The organism is Alteromonas sp. BZK5 (assembly GCF_014349115.1).
GTDB classification, from domain to species: Bacteria; Pseudomonadota; Gammaproteobacteria; order Enterobacterales; family Alteromonadaceae; genus Alteromonas; species Alteromonas macleodii.
In genome coordinates this window covers 25485-39802 of sequence record NZ_JACSOE010000043.1, presented here as the reverse complement: position 1 = coordinate 39802, position 14318 = coordinate 25485, and the positions used below count along the sequence as shown (strand labels likewise).

Below are 14318 nucleotides of genomic sequence, written 5' to 3'. Positions count from 1 at the left end.
GATCATTACTGGGTCTTAGCGCGCAGGCAGCTGACGAAGCCGCTATCCGCAACAAGTTATCGTCAATGTTAGGGTTGGATGTAGAAACCATTGCCGACTCTCCAGTATCTGGCTTGGTCCAAGTATCAACAAACCGCGGTTTGTTTTACGTAAGTGAAAACGGGCAGTATCTGCTTCAGGCCCGTGTTTTCAACATTGATGAAGAGATGCGTAACGAAACAGAACTGGCACTTTCTGGGCTGCGCAAAGAGGGCGTAAAAGAGATGGAATCATCGTCTATTACGTTTAAGGCCAAGAACGAAAAGCATGAAATAAGCGTATTTACTGATATTACGTGTGGCTATTGCCGTAAATTTCACAACGAGATTGATGAACTCAACGATGCGGGCATCACCGTACACTACCTTGCGTTTCCACGTTCTGGGTTAAACAGTGAAAACTACAACGATATGGTGTCGGTGTGGTGTGCGAAAGATCCGCAAAAAGCGTTAACTAAAGCTAAAGCGGGTAACGACGTAGCTAGCGCAAGCTGTAAAAATAAAGTGGCAGAGCAGTACATGTTAGGTCAAAAATTAGGCGTGAATGGCACGCCAAATATCGTACTGCCAGACGGTTCATTGATTCCTGGTTATCAGCCAGCTGCGTTGCTTGCTAAAGCATTGGAGGAAGCTGAATAGCGATTCAGTCCTTAACCTTAAATATGATAAAAACGCACGCTTTGTGCGTTTTTTTGTTTTCTGCGGTATTATTCGTCCTCATATTTTCTAGCGTTTTTTCGTACAGTTTTGCTTTGCAGCTCACACGGGCGTTTACTTGGAATCTGCACTAATTATCAAGTGTCCCGACTCCAGTCTTTTTAATTAAAGCCTATTTGAACTGGCATCGACAACTGCATTTACAGTTTTGGTTAGTGGTATTTCATGATTTTGCCTATTGTTCGCCGTGAGGTTACCGGCGCCTCGCTTAGTTCCGACTTACATCCTGTTATCGATAGAATTTATCGCGGTCGTAATATTGCGAATTTAGATGACTTGGAGAATGGTCTAAAAGGACTAACCCATTTCAATGTCTTGAAGGGCATGCCGCAGGCCGCGCAAATTCTCGCTGATGCTGTTGTACAAAATAAACGTATTATTATTGTGGGCGATTTTGATGCCGACGGAGCAACCAGTACATCGGTATGCATATTGGCGCTTCGAGCCATGGGCTATCACAACGTTGATTTTCTTGTACCTAACCGCTTTGACTTCGGTTACGGACTTAGCGTGCCTATTGTGGATGAAGCTGCCAAACAGGGGGCAGAGGTTATTGTCACAGTGGACAATGGCATTTCCTGTATTGACGGTGTAACCCATGCAAAGTCGTTGGGAATGCAGGTTGTTGTTACCGATCACCATTTGCCAGGCGATGTTCTACCTCCTGCTGATGCGATAGTAAATCCTAACCAACCTGGCTGTGAATTCCCTTCTAAAAATTTGGCTGGGGTTGGCGTTGCCTTTTACATCATGCTAGCACTTAAAGCCGAGTTACAGCAGCAAGGGCATTTTGAAAAAGCGGGAGTAGCGCCACCAAATCTAGCGTCGCTACTTGATATTGTTGCGGTTGGCACCGTGGCCGATGTAGTAGTGCTTGATAAAAACAACCGAATTTTAGTTCATCAAGGCCTTCAGCGGATTCGGGCAGGTAAGTGTCGACCTGGCATTAAAGCATTGGTCGAAGTAGCGAATCGCGATTGCGCTCACTTAACCTCAACTGACTTAGGCTTTGTGGTTGGGCCAAGGCTTAATGCCGCGGGTCGATTAGACGATATGTCCCAAGGCATTGCGTGCTTATTAGAAGATGAAACCATTCAAGCGCGAATGATCGCTGCGGAACTCGATGCGCTTAATAAAGAACGCCGTGAGATTGAGACCGGCATGAAAGCACAAGCGGAAACCGTACTAGAGCAAATGGCGCTGAATGAAGGCGATATGCCAAGCGCACTGGTGGTTTATCGCGAAGACTTTCACCAAGGGGTTATTGGTATTGTAGCAGGGCGTTTGAAAGAGAAGTACCTTAAGCCTGTTATCGCTTTTGCCCATCAAGACGACGAGATCATTAAAGGTTCTGCACGCTCAATTCCTGGCGTGCACATTCGCGATGTACTTGATGAAGTTAATACGCGCTACCCTGGCGTTATCGAAAAATTTGGCGGGCACGCCATGGCCGCTGGATTAAGCTTGCCCGTAGCTAAGCTTCAAGACTTCGAGCGTGCTTTTGTTAATATTGCGCGTGCGCATATGGCAAAGCTTGATGGTAATCATGCCTTATTTTCCGACGGTGACTTGTCGTCGGAAGAGCTGTGTTTACCCTTTGCGCATTTATTACGTCAAGCAGGTCCGTTTGGTCAGGGCTTTGAATCACCGCTATTCGATGGTGAATTTGCACTACTTGACCAGCGCTTAGTTGGCCAAAAGCACCTAAAAATGGTGTTAAAAAGTGACGGTGCTAACGAGGTCGATGCTATTGCGTTTAACGTTGATTTAAAATCATGGCCGAATGCCATGGTCAAACGCGTGCATATTGCCTATCGGCTCGATATCAACGTATTTCGCGGTCAGGAAACCGTGCAACTTATTGTAGAGCAAATAGAAGCGCGTTAGCAGGAGCGAGTTCACACGCAGACGGATGGCCAGTAAGCCTAACGAGCAATAAGCGTAAAGTTGTGGAAAGAAGGGGCAAAGGTGAAAAGCGAAAGACAAAAGCTGGTGGATAAGCATAGTCAGCTGAATCAAACCGACAATGCAAAAGTGATTTCCCACGTTCAGCGAGAAGAGAAAGACAGCGACTGGATTCGCCACACCATTATGCTAGAAGGTATTGATGTCCCTTTTATCTATCGGCGTAAACAGCAATACCAAAGCTTAAAAGGCGCGCGAGTGAACGTAACCTACTATCGCCACGTTGAAGATCTGGCTGGCATTGAGTTTGAAACCATGAAAGTGGTACGAATTAAGCGCAGCTGATATTAACGTTGCCACAGGCACAACTTCGACAACAATTAACACACAGTGAGCAACAATGAATAATGAATGGTTAAATGCCTATGTACTGCATAGACGCCCTTACAGGGAGACCAGCTATATTGTTGACTTTTTTACCCTAGAAGAAGGGCGTGTTAGTGCGGTAGCGAAAGGGGTGAAGAATAGTAAATCTGACAAAAAAAGCCTGCTTCAACCTTTTCAGCATCTTCGTTTACAGTTAAGCGGAAAGTCAGAGTTAAAAAACTTACGTCACGTTGAAAGCGTTTCGCCTTCCATCAACCTTGTGGGCACGGCGTTATTTTGCGCCATGTACGTTAACGAGCTAACTAATCGCGTTATGCCGGCAGGGCTTGCCAGCGATGGCGTTCACAATGCTTATGAAAATGCGCTGCTGTCCCTTCGTGATAATAGCGACATAGAAGTGACCTTACGTCAATTCGAATTTGCACTGCTTGACGAAATGGGGTTGTTGCCCGACTTCACCACCGACGTCGAGTACGAATTGCCCATAGAAGAAACCGGTAGTTATCATTTTCAGATAGACGCAGGGTTCGTGCGACTGCCTGACGATATGGCTGGTCCCCGCGGTATGCGAGGCTTTCCTGGACAAGCGCTGCTTAGTTTATCACAGGGGGAATTTACGCCGCTTAGTAAAAAAGTGGCTAAGGTGCTTTGCCGGGACTTGCTGAAGCCGCTAATTGGTGAAAAGCCACTTAAAAGCCGCGAGCTTTTTATGCCCAAACCGCGGTAATAGCATTAAATTATTTTCTCTTAACTCAAACGCTTAATAAGCACGTTCTACAAAAAAATTTGCTACAATTGCGACTTTCCTTAAAAGGGTATTTTTACCCTTAAAGCAACGTATTAAACAGGAAGAGCAGGCCTCTTCTATCGCTCTTAAAGGTTAGGTGGTGAAATGAGCACGATTTTATTAGGCGTTAACATCGACCATATTGCAACGCTGCGCAATGCGCGCGGTACGCATTACCCAGATCCAGTGCACGCAGCGGATATTGCCGAGCGTGCAGGTGCAGACGGCATTACTGTTCATTTACGTGAAGACCGCCGTCACATTAAAGACCGCGATGTACGCATTTTAGCGCAAACCATTAATACCCGACTTAATTTGGAAATGGCGGTAACCGATGAAATGCTGGCCATTGCCGAAGAAGTGAAGCCTGTTTTTTGTTGCTTAGTACCGGAAAAGCGCGAAGAGCTGACTACCGAAGGTGGTCTTGATGTGGCAGGGAATTTTGAAAACATCAAAGCGGCGTGCGAGCGACTCGCTAATGCGAACATTTTGGTGTCGTTGTTCATTGATGCCGACAAAGCGCAAATTGACGCGGCAGCAGCATGTAACGCTCCTTACATCGAAATTCATACAGGCCAATATGCAGAAGCCACCAGCGAAGAAGAGCAGCATAAAGAGCTAGCCCGTTTAGTTGAAGGTATCGAGTATGCCGATAGCTTAGGGCTTAAAGTGAACGCCGGTCATGGCTTGCACTATCACAATGTTAAGCCTATTGCGGCTATCCCTCAGTTAATCGAACTTAATATTGGCCACGCTATCATTGCTCGCGCCGCGTTTGATGGCCTTCATACGGCTGTAGCTGATATGCGTAAACTTATGCTAGAAGCACGAGCGGGCATTTAACCTTAGATTCAAAAGGGTGTAGATAACGTGGCGATTGTAGGGCTAGGTACTGACATTGTAGAGATAGCGCGACTTGGTAAAGGCGATGGCGCTAATGAACGCTTAGCCAAGCGAGTGCTTACGCCTGCCGAGTGGCAGCAGTTCAGCGAACACGGTACGCCAGTCCGCTTCTTAGCCAAACGTTTTGCCGCCAAGGAAGCGGCAGTGAAGGCCCTTGGTACAGGGATTGGAAACGGGATCAGCTGGCAGCATATAGAAGTGCGCAATAACGATTTAGGTGCGCCAGAGCTTCATTTTTCTGGCGAGTTTGCTGCAATGTGCAAAAACCGAGGTATCACGCGAAGCGTGGTCAGTATTTCAGATGAGCAGCATTATGCTGTCGCCACCGTTATACTAGAGTCTGAATAGAGCAACTGCCCCTAACCCACGCAGGCGACTTCTATTTGGTGAGCGCGCGCAAAAACCTCTACTAACATCAAACGACGTAAAGCAAGTAACCGGAGTCACACTTGGCAAACCTTTTTAAACAATCTCGTAGCAAGCAAAAAGGCAAAACGTCGCTTACTGAGCGTGGCGCTTCAAAAAAAGGGAATGCCAGAGCCAACGCGCAGGTCGCAGGACTTCGATTTGGGAAAAGGAAAAAAGCAGCGGATACCAGTGAAAGTCAAAAGCCTAACACGGTCACCATTGAAGATTTGGACTGGATGGGCAATGGCGTAGTGCGCGGCAATCCGATGGTATTTGTTGAAGGTGCCCTTGTAGGAGAAACCTGCGACATAGAGGTGCTATCTAGCAAAAAGAAAGTCATTAACGCCAGGGCGACAAACATTCATTCGCCAAGTGATGAAAGACAAGCGCCTTTTTGCCCTGTGTTTGATGCATGTGGTGGGTGTCAGCTACAGCACATAAAGCCTGACGCTGCCCTTGAGCAACGTGACCGTGCTCTTAAAGTGATGATGGAACGTCACCTTGCAATGAAGCCAAATGTTTGGCAAGCACCTTTAGCAGGGCCGCGCCCTCAATATCGCAGGAAAGCAAGACTGGCTATAGATGCCCGCAACCCCAATCAAATTAAGTTAGGCTTTCGTGAAGCAAATAGCAGTAACGTTATCAATGTAGAAACCTGCCCAATACTGGTCGACCCGCTATCTAAACTTATTGGCCCTTTACGAGAAGCGCTTACAGGGTTCGAGTCAGCGCGTCATATTGGACATATCAGCCTTATTGCAGGCGACAACACCTCGCATCTTGTTATTAAACACACCAAAGCCCTTGAAGCTGAGCTTATTGATGCAGTGAGCGAATTGGTGAACACGAGTTCATCAGTTGGTGTCTGCGGTATTGAATTAAAGCTTGAAAATAAGCAGGGGCACATTCGCAGTGTGGGCCGTGGTACTGATATGGTGATGAACACGGTAAATGGCTGCTCAATTTCACCTAGTGCTAACGACTTTATTCAAATTAATAAAGTGGTTAACGAAAAAATGGTTAATCAGGCAATAGGTTGGCTAAACCCAAAGCCCAGCGAACGTATCGCTGATTGGTTTAGCGGGCTGGGCAATTTTACTTTACCTATTGCTAAGTTAGGTGCAAAGGTTCAGGCGGTAGAAGGTGTGGCAGAGATGGTGCGCCGCGCCAAAGACAATGCACAGCAACAGGGCATTGAAAATGTAGAGTGGCTGCATTTAGATTTGGCTGATAAGACCAACGTCGAGGCTTCATTACAGCTGGGCTTTGATAAGGTACTACTAGACCCCTCAAGAGAAGGGGCGTTGACCGTTTGTCATGCGCTTGTAAAAGCACTACCAAAAACGATAGTGTATGTTTCTTGCAACCCAAGTACGTTTTCTAGAGACGCGAAGGTGTTGATAGACGGAGGTTATGAAATGGAAAAAGCGGGCGTAGCAGAAATGTTCCCCTTCACCCATCACATGGAAATGATGGCCTTGTTTACGCGAAAGCAGCAGTAACGAGTAAAGGATATGGTATCGACAAGAAAGGTCCACCAAGCCGACCGACCACCCTTTGAAGCGTGGTTAGATAGCCTTGAGTTAAGTGCAGAAACAAAAGAAAAACTAAGTGCAGTGTCATCTATTCCCGAGCGACTGTTGGTTGGTCAGGAAATGGTTGAGATTTTGTGTCAGCTCAATATGGATGACGCAACGCTTCAGGCAGCCTTGGTTTTTCCATATTGCGAACAGCACGCCTTGAGTGAAGACGATATTTATGAAGAATTCGGCGGGGAAATACGCGACCTGATCGTTGGCGTGCGCCGAATGGATGCCATTAAGTCGCTACATGCGCGTAAAGTAAAAGGCTCTGGCTTTGCAGAAAAGTCGGACGAACAGCACATAGACAGTATTCGTCGTATGCTGCTGGCGATGGTAGAAGACGTGCGTGCCGTTGTGATCAAAATGGCAGAACGCATTTGTGCATTGCAACAGGTTAAAAAAGCCGACGAAGAAACCCGCGTTATGGTGGCCCGCGAATGCGCTAGCATCTATGCGCCACTGGCAAACCGTTTGGGCATTGGTCAGTTAAAGTGGGAGCTTGAAGACCTTGCGTTTCGCTATCTACATCCCATCACCTACAAACAAATAGCTCATCAGCTTGACGGCAAGCGCAGAGAGCGCGCCGAGTACATAGAAACCATAGTAGGCGACTTGCAGGGCTTGCTTGATAGCGAAGAAATTCGCGCAGAGGTTTACGGCCGTCCTAAGCACATATTCAGCATTTGGAAAAAAATGCAGAAAAAGCGCCTTACGTTTGAGCAGCTTTTTGATATTCGTGCGGTGCGTATTATTGCCGAGCGACTTCAAGACTGTTACGCCGCGCTTGGTACGGTTCACGCCAGCTATAAGCACTTACCTAACGAGTTCGACGACTATATCGCAACCCCTAAACCTAACGGTTACCAGTCTATTCACACGGTTATCGTGGGGCCTGAAGGGAAGTCGGTTGAGATTCAAATTCGCACGCAGAAAATGCATCAGGATGCAGAGCTGGGTGTGGCTGCTCACTGGAAATATAAAGAGGGCAGTACGGGCAAGCAGTCTGGCTATGACGAGCGCATAAACTGGCTTCGCCGCATACTAGCGTGGCAAGAGGAAGTGGCCGAATCTGGCGATTTGGTTGAAGAACTTCGCAGTCAGGTGTTTGATGATAGGGTGTACGTGTTCACACCCAAAGGCGATGTTATTGACCTTCCCCAAGGCGCTACACCACTTGATTTTGCTTACTATATTCACAGCAATGTGGGACATCGCTGCATTGGCGCAAAAGTGAATGGGCGAATAGTGCCTTTCACTTATTTACTGCAAAGTGGCGATCAGATAGAAGTACTCACCGGAAAAGAGCCAAACCCAAGTCGCGACTGGATGCACCCGGGCCTTGGCTATGTGCATTCATCACGGGCGCGTGCCACTATCCATTCCTTCTTTAAAAAGCAGGACAGGGACAAAAACCTGGCTGCCGGTAAAGAGCTGCTAGAACGCGAACTTCAGCGTGCCCACTTACCTGCCAAAGTACCCAATGAGGCATTTGAGAAGTTTAACTTACAAACCCTCGATGACTTGTACACTGCGGTAGGTGCCGGTGATGTGCGCGTTATGCAGGTGATTAACTTTATTCATCACTTGCAGGAGCCTCCAGCCCCAGAACCCGAAATTAGTCCTAAGGTTAAAACGCGCAAAACTGCTGCCGGGACGGGCAAAAAAGATGCAGTGGTGGTGCAGGGCGTGGGCCACTTAATGAGCCAGCTGGCGAATTGCTGTAAGCCAGTACCAGGCGAAGCAATTTTAGGCTATATCACACAAGGCCGTGGTGTAAGCGTTCATAAAGAAAGCTGCGACCAGCTGCAGCACTTATTGTCACAACATCCTGAGCGTCAAATAGAAGTGAATTGGTCACAAGAGCTTAAAGTGGGCTTTGAGACAGGCATAGATATATTCTGTCACGATAGAACCGGCCTGTTGCGCGATATCACCACGGTGCTGGCGAATGAAAACGTGCCGCTTTTGGGGGTTAATAGCCTAAGTGATAAAAACAGACAGACGGCGCTTATCACCATTTCGATAGAGGTGCACGATCTCGACACCGTATCAAAAGTGTTAACCCGATTGCGACAGCTTAAAGGCGTGACTGATGCAAAACGCAAACAAAGCTAAGCTTAGTGAAACGCAGCGGCTGCTTGACATTATGGCGCAGCTGCGCGACCCGCAATCTGGATGCCCGTGGGATGTAAAACAAACCATGGAAAGCCTAACTCGCTACACCATAGAAGAAGCCTACGAAGTGGCTGATGCTATTGCCACTGGTGATATGCATGACATTAAAGATGAGTTGGGTGATTTGCTGTTTCAAGTGGTGTTCTACGCACAGATAGCCAGTGAATCTAGCGCATTTACTTTTGACGATGTGGCGCAAAGCATTAGTGATAAGCTCGTGCGTCGTCACCCTCATGTTTTTGCTAACCCGCTCGCATCTGAGGGAGCAGGGGATACAAATAAAAACCTCACGCTAAAACGTACCCAATTGAACGACAGTGCTTTAAACGCGCAGTGGGATGCTATCAAAGCCCAAGAAAAGCAGCTTAAAAAGCAGCGTTTGAAGCAAGACGACGAAGCAATGGAGCCCAGTATTTTAGATAGCGTCCCCAAAGGTATGCCGGCACTTATGTATGCGCAAAAGCTGCAGAAAGCCTGTGCAAAGGTAGGCTTTGATTGGCCTAATGCCGCTCCAGTCATAGATAAAGTGCGCGAAGAGGTGGAAGAGATTCAGCAAGAGCTAGACTTCAAGCAGCGAGCACAGGGGGCACTGAATGCGGGTGTTGCTCCTTTAAAAAGTGGCGTGCCCGACAACCAACAAGCTATTGAAGAAGAAATTGGTGATGCACTTTTTGCCATGGTTAATTTGGCAAGACATTGCAAGGTAGATGCTGATACCGCACTTAGAAACGCCAGTAACAAGTTTGCTAACCGGTTTAAAGGTGTAGAGCGCTTGGCGGCAGAGCAGGGCGAGAAGCTCGACACATTGACGCTTGATGAAATGGAAGCGCTGTGGCAGCAGGTTAAACAGTCGTCCGATAGGAAGTAGTTTATCCTGCTACAACTTCACTATTAAGTTTGAAAATCAGCCAGATAGTGAGGTCTCGGATTTGCTCATCACTTTTGACCGGGCACATGTTAGTACTACAAATTTAGACCAATGAAGGTGGAAACCTAGTTATTTTGGCGTTGGGTTAAAAGGTAGGTTTGATTTACGACAAGGCTACATAGATCCATACTATCTAAAATGACTGTATAAATTTAGCACTTCGGAAAAGTGTTCAGCGGGTGTGTGGTCACAGCACCTACCAAGGAATCGGCTAGCATTGGGCGTTGGTATTTCATGAAAAAAGTACTGTATTTATCACTCGGGTTGTTTTTTACCCTTCTAGGTATTATTGGCGCATTCTTGCCGGTAATGCCAACAACTGTTTTTTTGATAGGTGCGCTTTTTTGTTTTACTCAATCTTCACCGCGCCTTGAAAACTGGTTACTTCAACACCCTAAATATGGCCCCAGTCTTGTTGCGTGGCGAAAACATGGTGCAATTTCGAAAAAAGTGAAATGCATAGCGTGTTGCAGTATGTTGGTGAGCTTTATTCTGGTTTGCCTGTTCGCATCAATGCCTATTCCAGCTTACATTGGCATAGGTCTATTTATGGGAATAGGCGCGTACTTTGTTGTTACGCGCCCCAGCATACCTGCTGTATAATTTCTCTATACAGAATTTAGTTACCTTCGGCAGTAGCGCACAGTTTATTCGAACTGCATTGCTAAGCGTTAGGTGACAGATTTAAAAACCTTTAACGGTTTCTACCCAGTCGCTCGTGACTGCTTACCCATTCGTCTGCGACGACTGCAGAACCCAGCGACAGATCGCCACACAATACGGTCGCAGCGACAATTTCCGCAAACTTATTTACACTGCCCCTTTCTGTGCAGCCAAGTACGTTTAAACACTCGTTTTGTGTAGCTAAACCGGTTCCTCCACCGTATGTAGCAACGATTAACGAAGGAATAGTCACAGAGAAGTAGTAGTCTCCATTTGGCGTAATTTCAGCGTAGGTAAACCCCGCCGACGACTCCGCCACATTAGCGACATCTTGCCCGCAAGCGATAAACATAGCGGTGATGCCGTTAGCGAAGTGGGCACCGTTATTAACACTACCTGCCATTAGTGCGCCCATATTTGAATACTGGCGCTGTTTGAATAATGCTTCTGGCGGGCAATGCATAATCTCCGTCATAAGTTGTTTTGGCAGGGTTATTTCTGCTACAACGCGCTTTCCGCGGGTATGCAGAGAGTTTAAGTGAGAGTGCTTTTTATCGGTATCAAGGTTAGCGGCTAGTACAAAGTGCTCAATAGGACGTGGGTAGTTCGCTTGTATCCACTCACAACCCGCCTTAGTGGCTTTACTTACCATGTTCTGACCTGCCGCATCGCCGCAGGTGAAATTGAATCTTAGCCAGCGAAGCTTAGACGCAGCGTACTGCTCGATATCCCTTAGTTTGCCCACGCTGGTGGTGTTATCACTGGCGCGTTTGATGGCTTCAAAGTTTTGCTCGACCCATTTGCCAAATTCGAGGGCTTCTCTTGCGTTAGAAAACGCGAACATAGGCGCTCGCTGCATGGCATCGTCAATGACTGTGGTAGTTATGCCTCCAGCCTCTCTTGTTAAGCGCATGCCTCTACTGTAGCTGGCGGTCAAGGTGCCCTCTGTTGTTGCCATTGGAACGTAGAACTCACCTTTGGCGTGCTCTCCATTCACTAGCATTGGCCCTGCGAAGCCAATAGGCACTTGTGCAACACCGGCGAAGTTTTCTATGTTTCCCGACAATGTTTCAGGCGGGATAGAATAGTGTCCTAAGTGATTTAGCTGAGTGCCGGTTTCGCGCGCAATAAACTCGCGGCGTGTTCGGCTCATCTCTTGAGTATAGTCGTTGTCTGAGGAACGTGGGATTTTAGGCATTGGGCCACTCCTTTTTTCTCTCATAATAGGAGTGCAGATACCGAATGAGAACTGTTTACAATTTATACATGAGGATAAGTGCCACCTATGTATGTGCTGTTTATGTAGAAAGGCGTTAAATTCACCTTTCTACACGCAAAAAGCGGGGATGTTGCTTATTTCGAACTCATAAGCGACACGCGATAGCCCCGCATAAAGCAAATGATACTATGCTTTTTTATCCAATTTTGCCTGAAGTATAGCAATCTCTTCTCTGCGTTTTTTATCGGCTAGAGGGCGGTTGGCTTTTTCAGGCGCGTTTTGAGCACGGATTAAAAACCCTTGGGCTTCTTCGTATTCACCATCGTCGAAAAGAAACTCAGCATAAAAGAAGTTTTGGTCCATACCTTCTGGGTTAATTTCTAATGCACGCTTAAATAATTGTTTTGCCTTCTTATCGCTTCCAAAGCTAACTGGCCAGCCTGGTACTTTATGATAAAGTGCCGCTAATACAGTGAGTGCCGTCCCCTCTAATACCGCTTCCTCTTTTTCAATGGCACGTTCTAAATTTTCCTTCGCACTTTCAGCAAAGTCCAGGGCACCTAAACCGCCTTTCGCACTTGCTGTACTTGATTGAGAGATAGCTAGCCAGGTCAGTGCTTTAGCGCTATTTTCTGATTGCTCGACTAACACTTTCGCCTGCGCTATCAATGTAGAAAATGCCTCTAATTGGGCTTCACCTTCAAGCTCATAGTTCGCTTTTGCCCACGCGTGTTGTAACGGTAGTAAATCAGGGTTGCTTGCATGAACCGTAGATATCGACAACGTAGTAATAAGGATGAATAGAAAAGGAGAGAAGAAATTCTTTTTCTGCATGAAAAGTCGCCTTTATAAGATAGAGGTAGTTAGGAATAAACGAGATAACTCGACGAAATTGTTAGTAATTTCATGAATTATCGTTGAATCGGCGGCTAATCTAACGGTATTTGCAGTGAAAATCTAATACTTGTTGAAAATGGAAAGGCAATAAGAGCATTGCCTTTCCCTGTATACCTTTAGGGTGACTAACTTTTTCTCGCTATTTTCGCTTCCAATAAAGCGATCTCTCTTTTGCGACCTGAATCTGCAATAGGACGATCAGCGCGCGCTGGGGCGTCGAGCGCTTTCTTGGCAAACTTGAGCGCTTGCTCGTATTTTCCATTATCGAACAAGTACTCGGCGTAGAAATAGTTGGGGTCTATCCCGTCAGGGTTTATTTCAAGTGCATGCTTCAGCAATTTCTCTGCTTTTTTGTCGTTACCAAAGCTAATAGGCCAACCCGGAAGCTTATGGTACAGCACGCCTAGACTGGTCATCGCTGAGCCCGAGAGTGCATTTTCATCTAGTCGCATTGCATGTTCGAAACTCTTACGAGCATCCTTTGCGTAGTCCAGAGCACCAAGTCCCCCTTTGGCACCGGCTGTACTGGATTGAATTATGCCTTGCCAAATCAATAACTCAGGGTTATTGGGTTCCGCCTTTACGAAAGATTTAGCGGTATTAATAAGGGCGACGAATGCTTTTTCCTTTTCTGCATCATCAAGTTCATAGTTAATATGTGCCCATTGATGCTGAAGTATCTTTAAAGGGCTGGTAGCCGTTTCGCTTAAGGCTGATGTCGGCGCTGTACTTTCTGTGACTTCGTTAGCTTGAGCCATAGCAGTGTGACTTAATGCCAAACCGAGTCCCAGAATTACCGTGGTGCTAAGCGTGGTTAATTTCTTCATGATAATGTCCTCGTGTTAAACCAGCTTGTTACCCAGACGGGTTTCGTTTTGAGCGCTGGTCTGTTTGTCTTGTGATTGCGTTTTTTGAAAGGCATAGCGTTTAATTGTTGGAAGTTTCTTTGCCAACGCATTGTCAACAACACTAGGAACTAGCGCGTTAAGCTTGGCAAAAAAGCGTTCAGCACGTCCGAGCGCGACCCTTGGCAAATTGTTTTCTAACTGTTTAATGAATGCTTGCGCTACTGTATCAGGCTCGTCTGTCTGGTTGCCCAATGCCTCATTTAGCGCATTAGCGCGATCGTCATTTATGTCGGTACGCGTTGCGCGTGGCGCTAGATAGTGAAATTTAATTTTGCTATCGCTGAATTCTCTGTGCATCGCTTCCGTCCAGCCTTTCAAAGCGAATTTAGTTGCGCAGTAGGTTCCGTGCGCAGCAAAACCTATGCTTCCAAAAGCTGAGCCTACATTCACGACGTGCGCAGACGGTCTACGTTCGAGTAACGGCAGTAGGCGTTGGGTTAGTAGCATCGGAGCCAGCATATTTGTCGACACAATTGACTCGATTGGGGTGCCCTCAAACTCGCCCACATAGGTAATGCCAGCATTGTTAACCAGAATACTTAAAGGAAGTCGTTGGCAGGCACTTACTACTCTATCTCTACCTTCATCTGACGTAATGTCAGCCACAATGGCAGTATGATGAAGGGTTAAATTTTGTTGCAGCTGTTCGAGCTTCGCCTTACTTCTGCCAGTTAGGATAATGTGCGCGCCTTTTTCATCAAGCGCCTTGGCTATTGCTTGACCAATACCGCCAGTTGCACCTGTAAGAAGTACCACTTGATTACGCCACTGAATATTCATTGTATTTACCTTAACGTGTT

General features: G+C 46.8%; 14 protein-coding genes. 10 read left to right on the top strand and 4 right to left on the bottom strand.

The window, feature by feature from the left end; genetic code table 11:
• The 10 genes from dsbC to BIZ39_RS13180 form a co-directional block, all read left to right on the top strand.
• A partial coding sequence (gene dsbC / locus BIZ39_RS13225; RefSeq protein ID WP_187447195.1) for a bifunctional protein-disulfide isomerase/oxidoreductase DsbC occupies positions 1-677 on the top strand: 677 nt, incomplete at its 5' end.
• A 243-nt stretch (positions 678-920) separates the two neighbouring features.
• Positions 921-2642, top strand: a complete 1722-nt coding sequence (gene recJ, locus BIZ39_RS13220) for a single-stranded-DNA-specific exonuclease RecJ (protein ID WP_081099331.1) — start codon at positions 921-923, stop codon at positions 2640-2642.
• A gap of 81 nt (positions 2643-2723) precedes the next feature.
• Positions 2724-3005, top strand: a complete 282-nt coding sequence (locus BIZ39_RS13215; RefSeq protein ID WP_014978360.1) for a hypothetical protein — start codon at positions 2724-2726, stop codon at positions 3003-3005.
• Between the two features lie 55 nt (positions 3006-3060).
• Positions 3061-3774, top strand: a complete 714-nt coding sequence (recO, locus tag BIZ39_RS13210) for a DNA repair protein RecO (protein WP_061094242.1) — start codon at positions 3061-3063, stop codon at positions 3772-3774.
• 165 nt (positions 3775-3939) lie between these two features.
• The gene (gene pdxJ, locus BIZ39_RS13205) at positions 3940-4677 is read left to right on the top strand and encodes a pyridoxine 5'-phosphate synthase (protein ID WP_014975702.1); all 738 of its coding nucleotides are present in this window, start codon (positions 3940-3942) and stop codon (positions 4675-4677) included.
• A gap of 27 nt (positions 4678-4704) precedes the next feature.
• The gene (gene acpS, locus BIZ39_RS13200; RefSeq protein WP_187447194.1) at positions 4705-5085 is read left to right on the top strand and encodes a holo-ACP synthase; all 381 of its coding nucleotides are present in this window, start codon (positions 4705-4707) and stop codon (positions 5083-5085) included.
• 101 nt (positions 5086-5186) lie between these two features.
• On the top strand, positions 5187-6647 hold the full coding sequence (gene rlmD, locus BIZ39_RS13195) for a 23S rRNA (uracil(1939)-C(5))-methyltransferase RlmD (RefSeq protein ID WP_187447193.1): 1461 nt from the start codon (positions 5187-5189) through the stop codon (positions 6645-6647).
• Positions 6648-6659: 12 nt separating this feature from the next.
• On the top strand, positions 6660-8843 hold the full coding sequence (relA, locus tag BIZ39_RS13190) for a GTP diphosphokinase (RefSeq protein ID WP_110288478.1): 2184 nt from the start codon (positions 6660-6662) through the stop codon (positions 8841-8843).
• Entirely contained in the window at positions 8821-9771 is a 951-nt protein-coding gene (gene mazG / locus BIZ39_RS13185; RefSeq protein ID WP_187447192.1) for a nucleoside triphosphate pyrophosphohydrolase, read from the top strand. Before relA ends, mazG begins: the two co-directional genes overlap by 23 nt.
• A gap of 294 nt (positions 9772-10065) precedes the next feature.
• Entirely contained in the window at positions 10066-10434 is a 369-nt protein-coding gene (locus BIZ39_RS13180) for a YbaN family protein (protein ID WP_039235872.1), read from the top strand.
• 91 nt (positions 10435-10525) lie between these two features.
• On the opposite strand, the gene BIZ39_RS13175 is transcribed toward BIZ39_RS13180, so the two are convergent.
• The 4 genes from BIZ39_RS13175 to BIZ39_RS13160 all read right to left on the bottom strand — a co-directional run bounded on the left by BIZ39_RS13175 (position 10526) and on the right by BIZ39_RS13160 (position 14298).
• Positions 10526-11692: a hydroxymethylglutaryl-CoA reductase gene (locus tag BIZ39_RS13175; protein ID WP_187447191.1), complete on the bottom strand. Its 1167-nt coding sequence runs from the start codon at positions 11690-11692 to the stop codon at positions 10526-10528.
• A gap of 207 nt (positions 11693-11899) precedes the next feature.
• A complete protein-coding gene (locus tag BIZ39_RS13170; RefSeq protein WP_187447190.1) occupies positions 11900-12547 on the bottom strand; it encodes a hypothetical protein in 648 nt (215 codons plus the stop codon).
• A gap of 188 nt (positions 12548-12735) precedes the next feature.
• Positions 12736-13437: a tetratricopeptide repeat protein gene (locus BIZ39_RS13165; RefSeq protein WP_168533657.1), complete on the bottom strand. Its 702-nt coding sequence runs from the start codon at positions 13435-13437 to the stop codon at positions 12736-12738.
• A 15-nt stretch (positions 13438-13452) separates the two neighbouring features.
• On the bottom strand, positions 13453-14298 hold the full coding sequence (locus BIZ39_RS13160; RefSeq protein ID WP_168533655.1) for an SDR family oxidoreductase: 846 nt from the start codon (positions 14296-14298) through the stop codon (positions 13453-13455).
• Between the last annotated feature and the right edge of the window lie 20 nt (positions 14299-14318).

Excerpts from the sequence above, each read along its gene's own strand:
- BIZ39_RS13170 (WP_187447190.1), bottom strand. The coding sequence starts at position 12,547 with ATGCAGAAAAAGAATTTCTTCTCTCCTTTTCTATTCATCCTTATTACT.
- BIZ39_RS13165 (WP_168533657.1), bottom strand. The coding sequence starts at position 13,437 with ATGAAGAAATTAACCACGCTTAGCACCACGGTAATTCTGGGACTCGGT.
- pdxJ (WP_014975702.1), top strand. The coding sequence starts at position 3,940 with ATGAGCACGATTTTATTAGGCGTTAACATCGACCATATTGCAACGCTG.
- BIZ39_RS13180 (WP_039235872.1), top strand. The coding sequence starts at position 10,066 with ATGAAAAAAGTACTGTATTTATCACTCGGGTTGTTTTTTACCCTTCTA.
- mazG (WP_187447192.1), top strand. The coding sequence starts at position 8,821 with ATGCAAAACGCAAACAAAGCTAAGCTTAGTGAAACGCAGCGGCTGCTT.
- BIZ39_RS13175 (WP_187447191.1), bottom strand. The coding sequence starts at position 11,692 with ATGCCTAAAATCCCACGTTCCTCAGACAACGACTATACTCAAGAGATG.
- recO (WP_061094242.1), top strand. The coding sequence starts at position 3,061 with ATGAATAATGAATGGTTAAATGCCTATGTACTGCATAGACGCCCTTAC.
- BIZ39_RS13160 (WP_168533655.1), bottom strand. The coding sequence starts at position 14,298 with ATGAATATTCAGTGGCGTAATCAAGTGGTACTTCTTACAGGTGCAACT.
- relA (WP_110288478.1), top strand. The coding sequence starts at position 6,660 with ATGGTATCGACAAGAAAGGTCCACCAAGCCGACCGACCACCCTTTGAA.
- recJ (WP_081099331.1), top strand. The coding sequence starts at position 921 with ATGATTTTGCCTATTGTTCGCCGTGAGGTTACCGGCGCCTCGCTTAGT.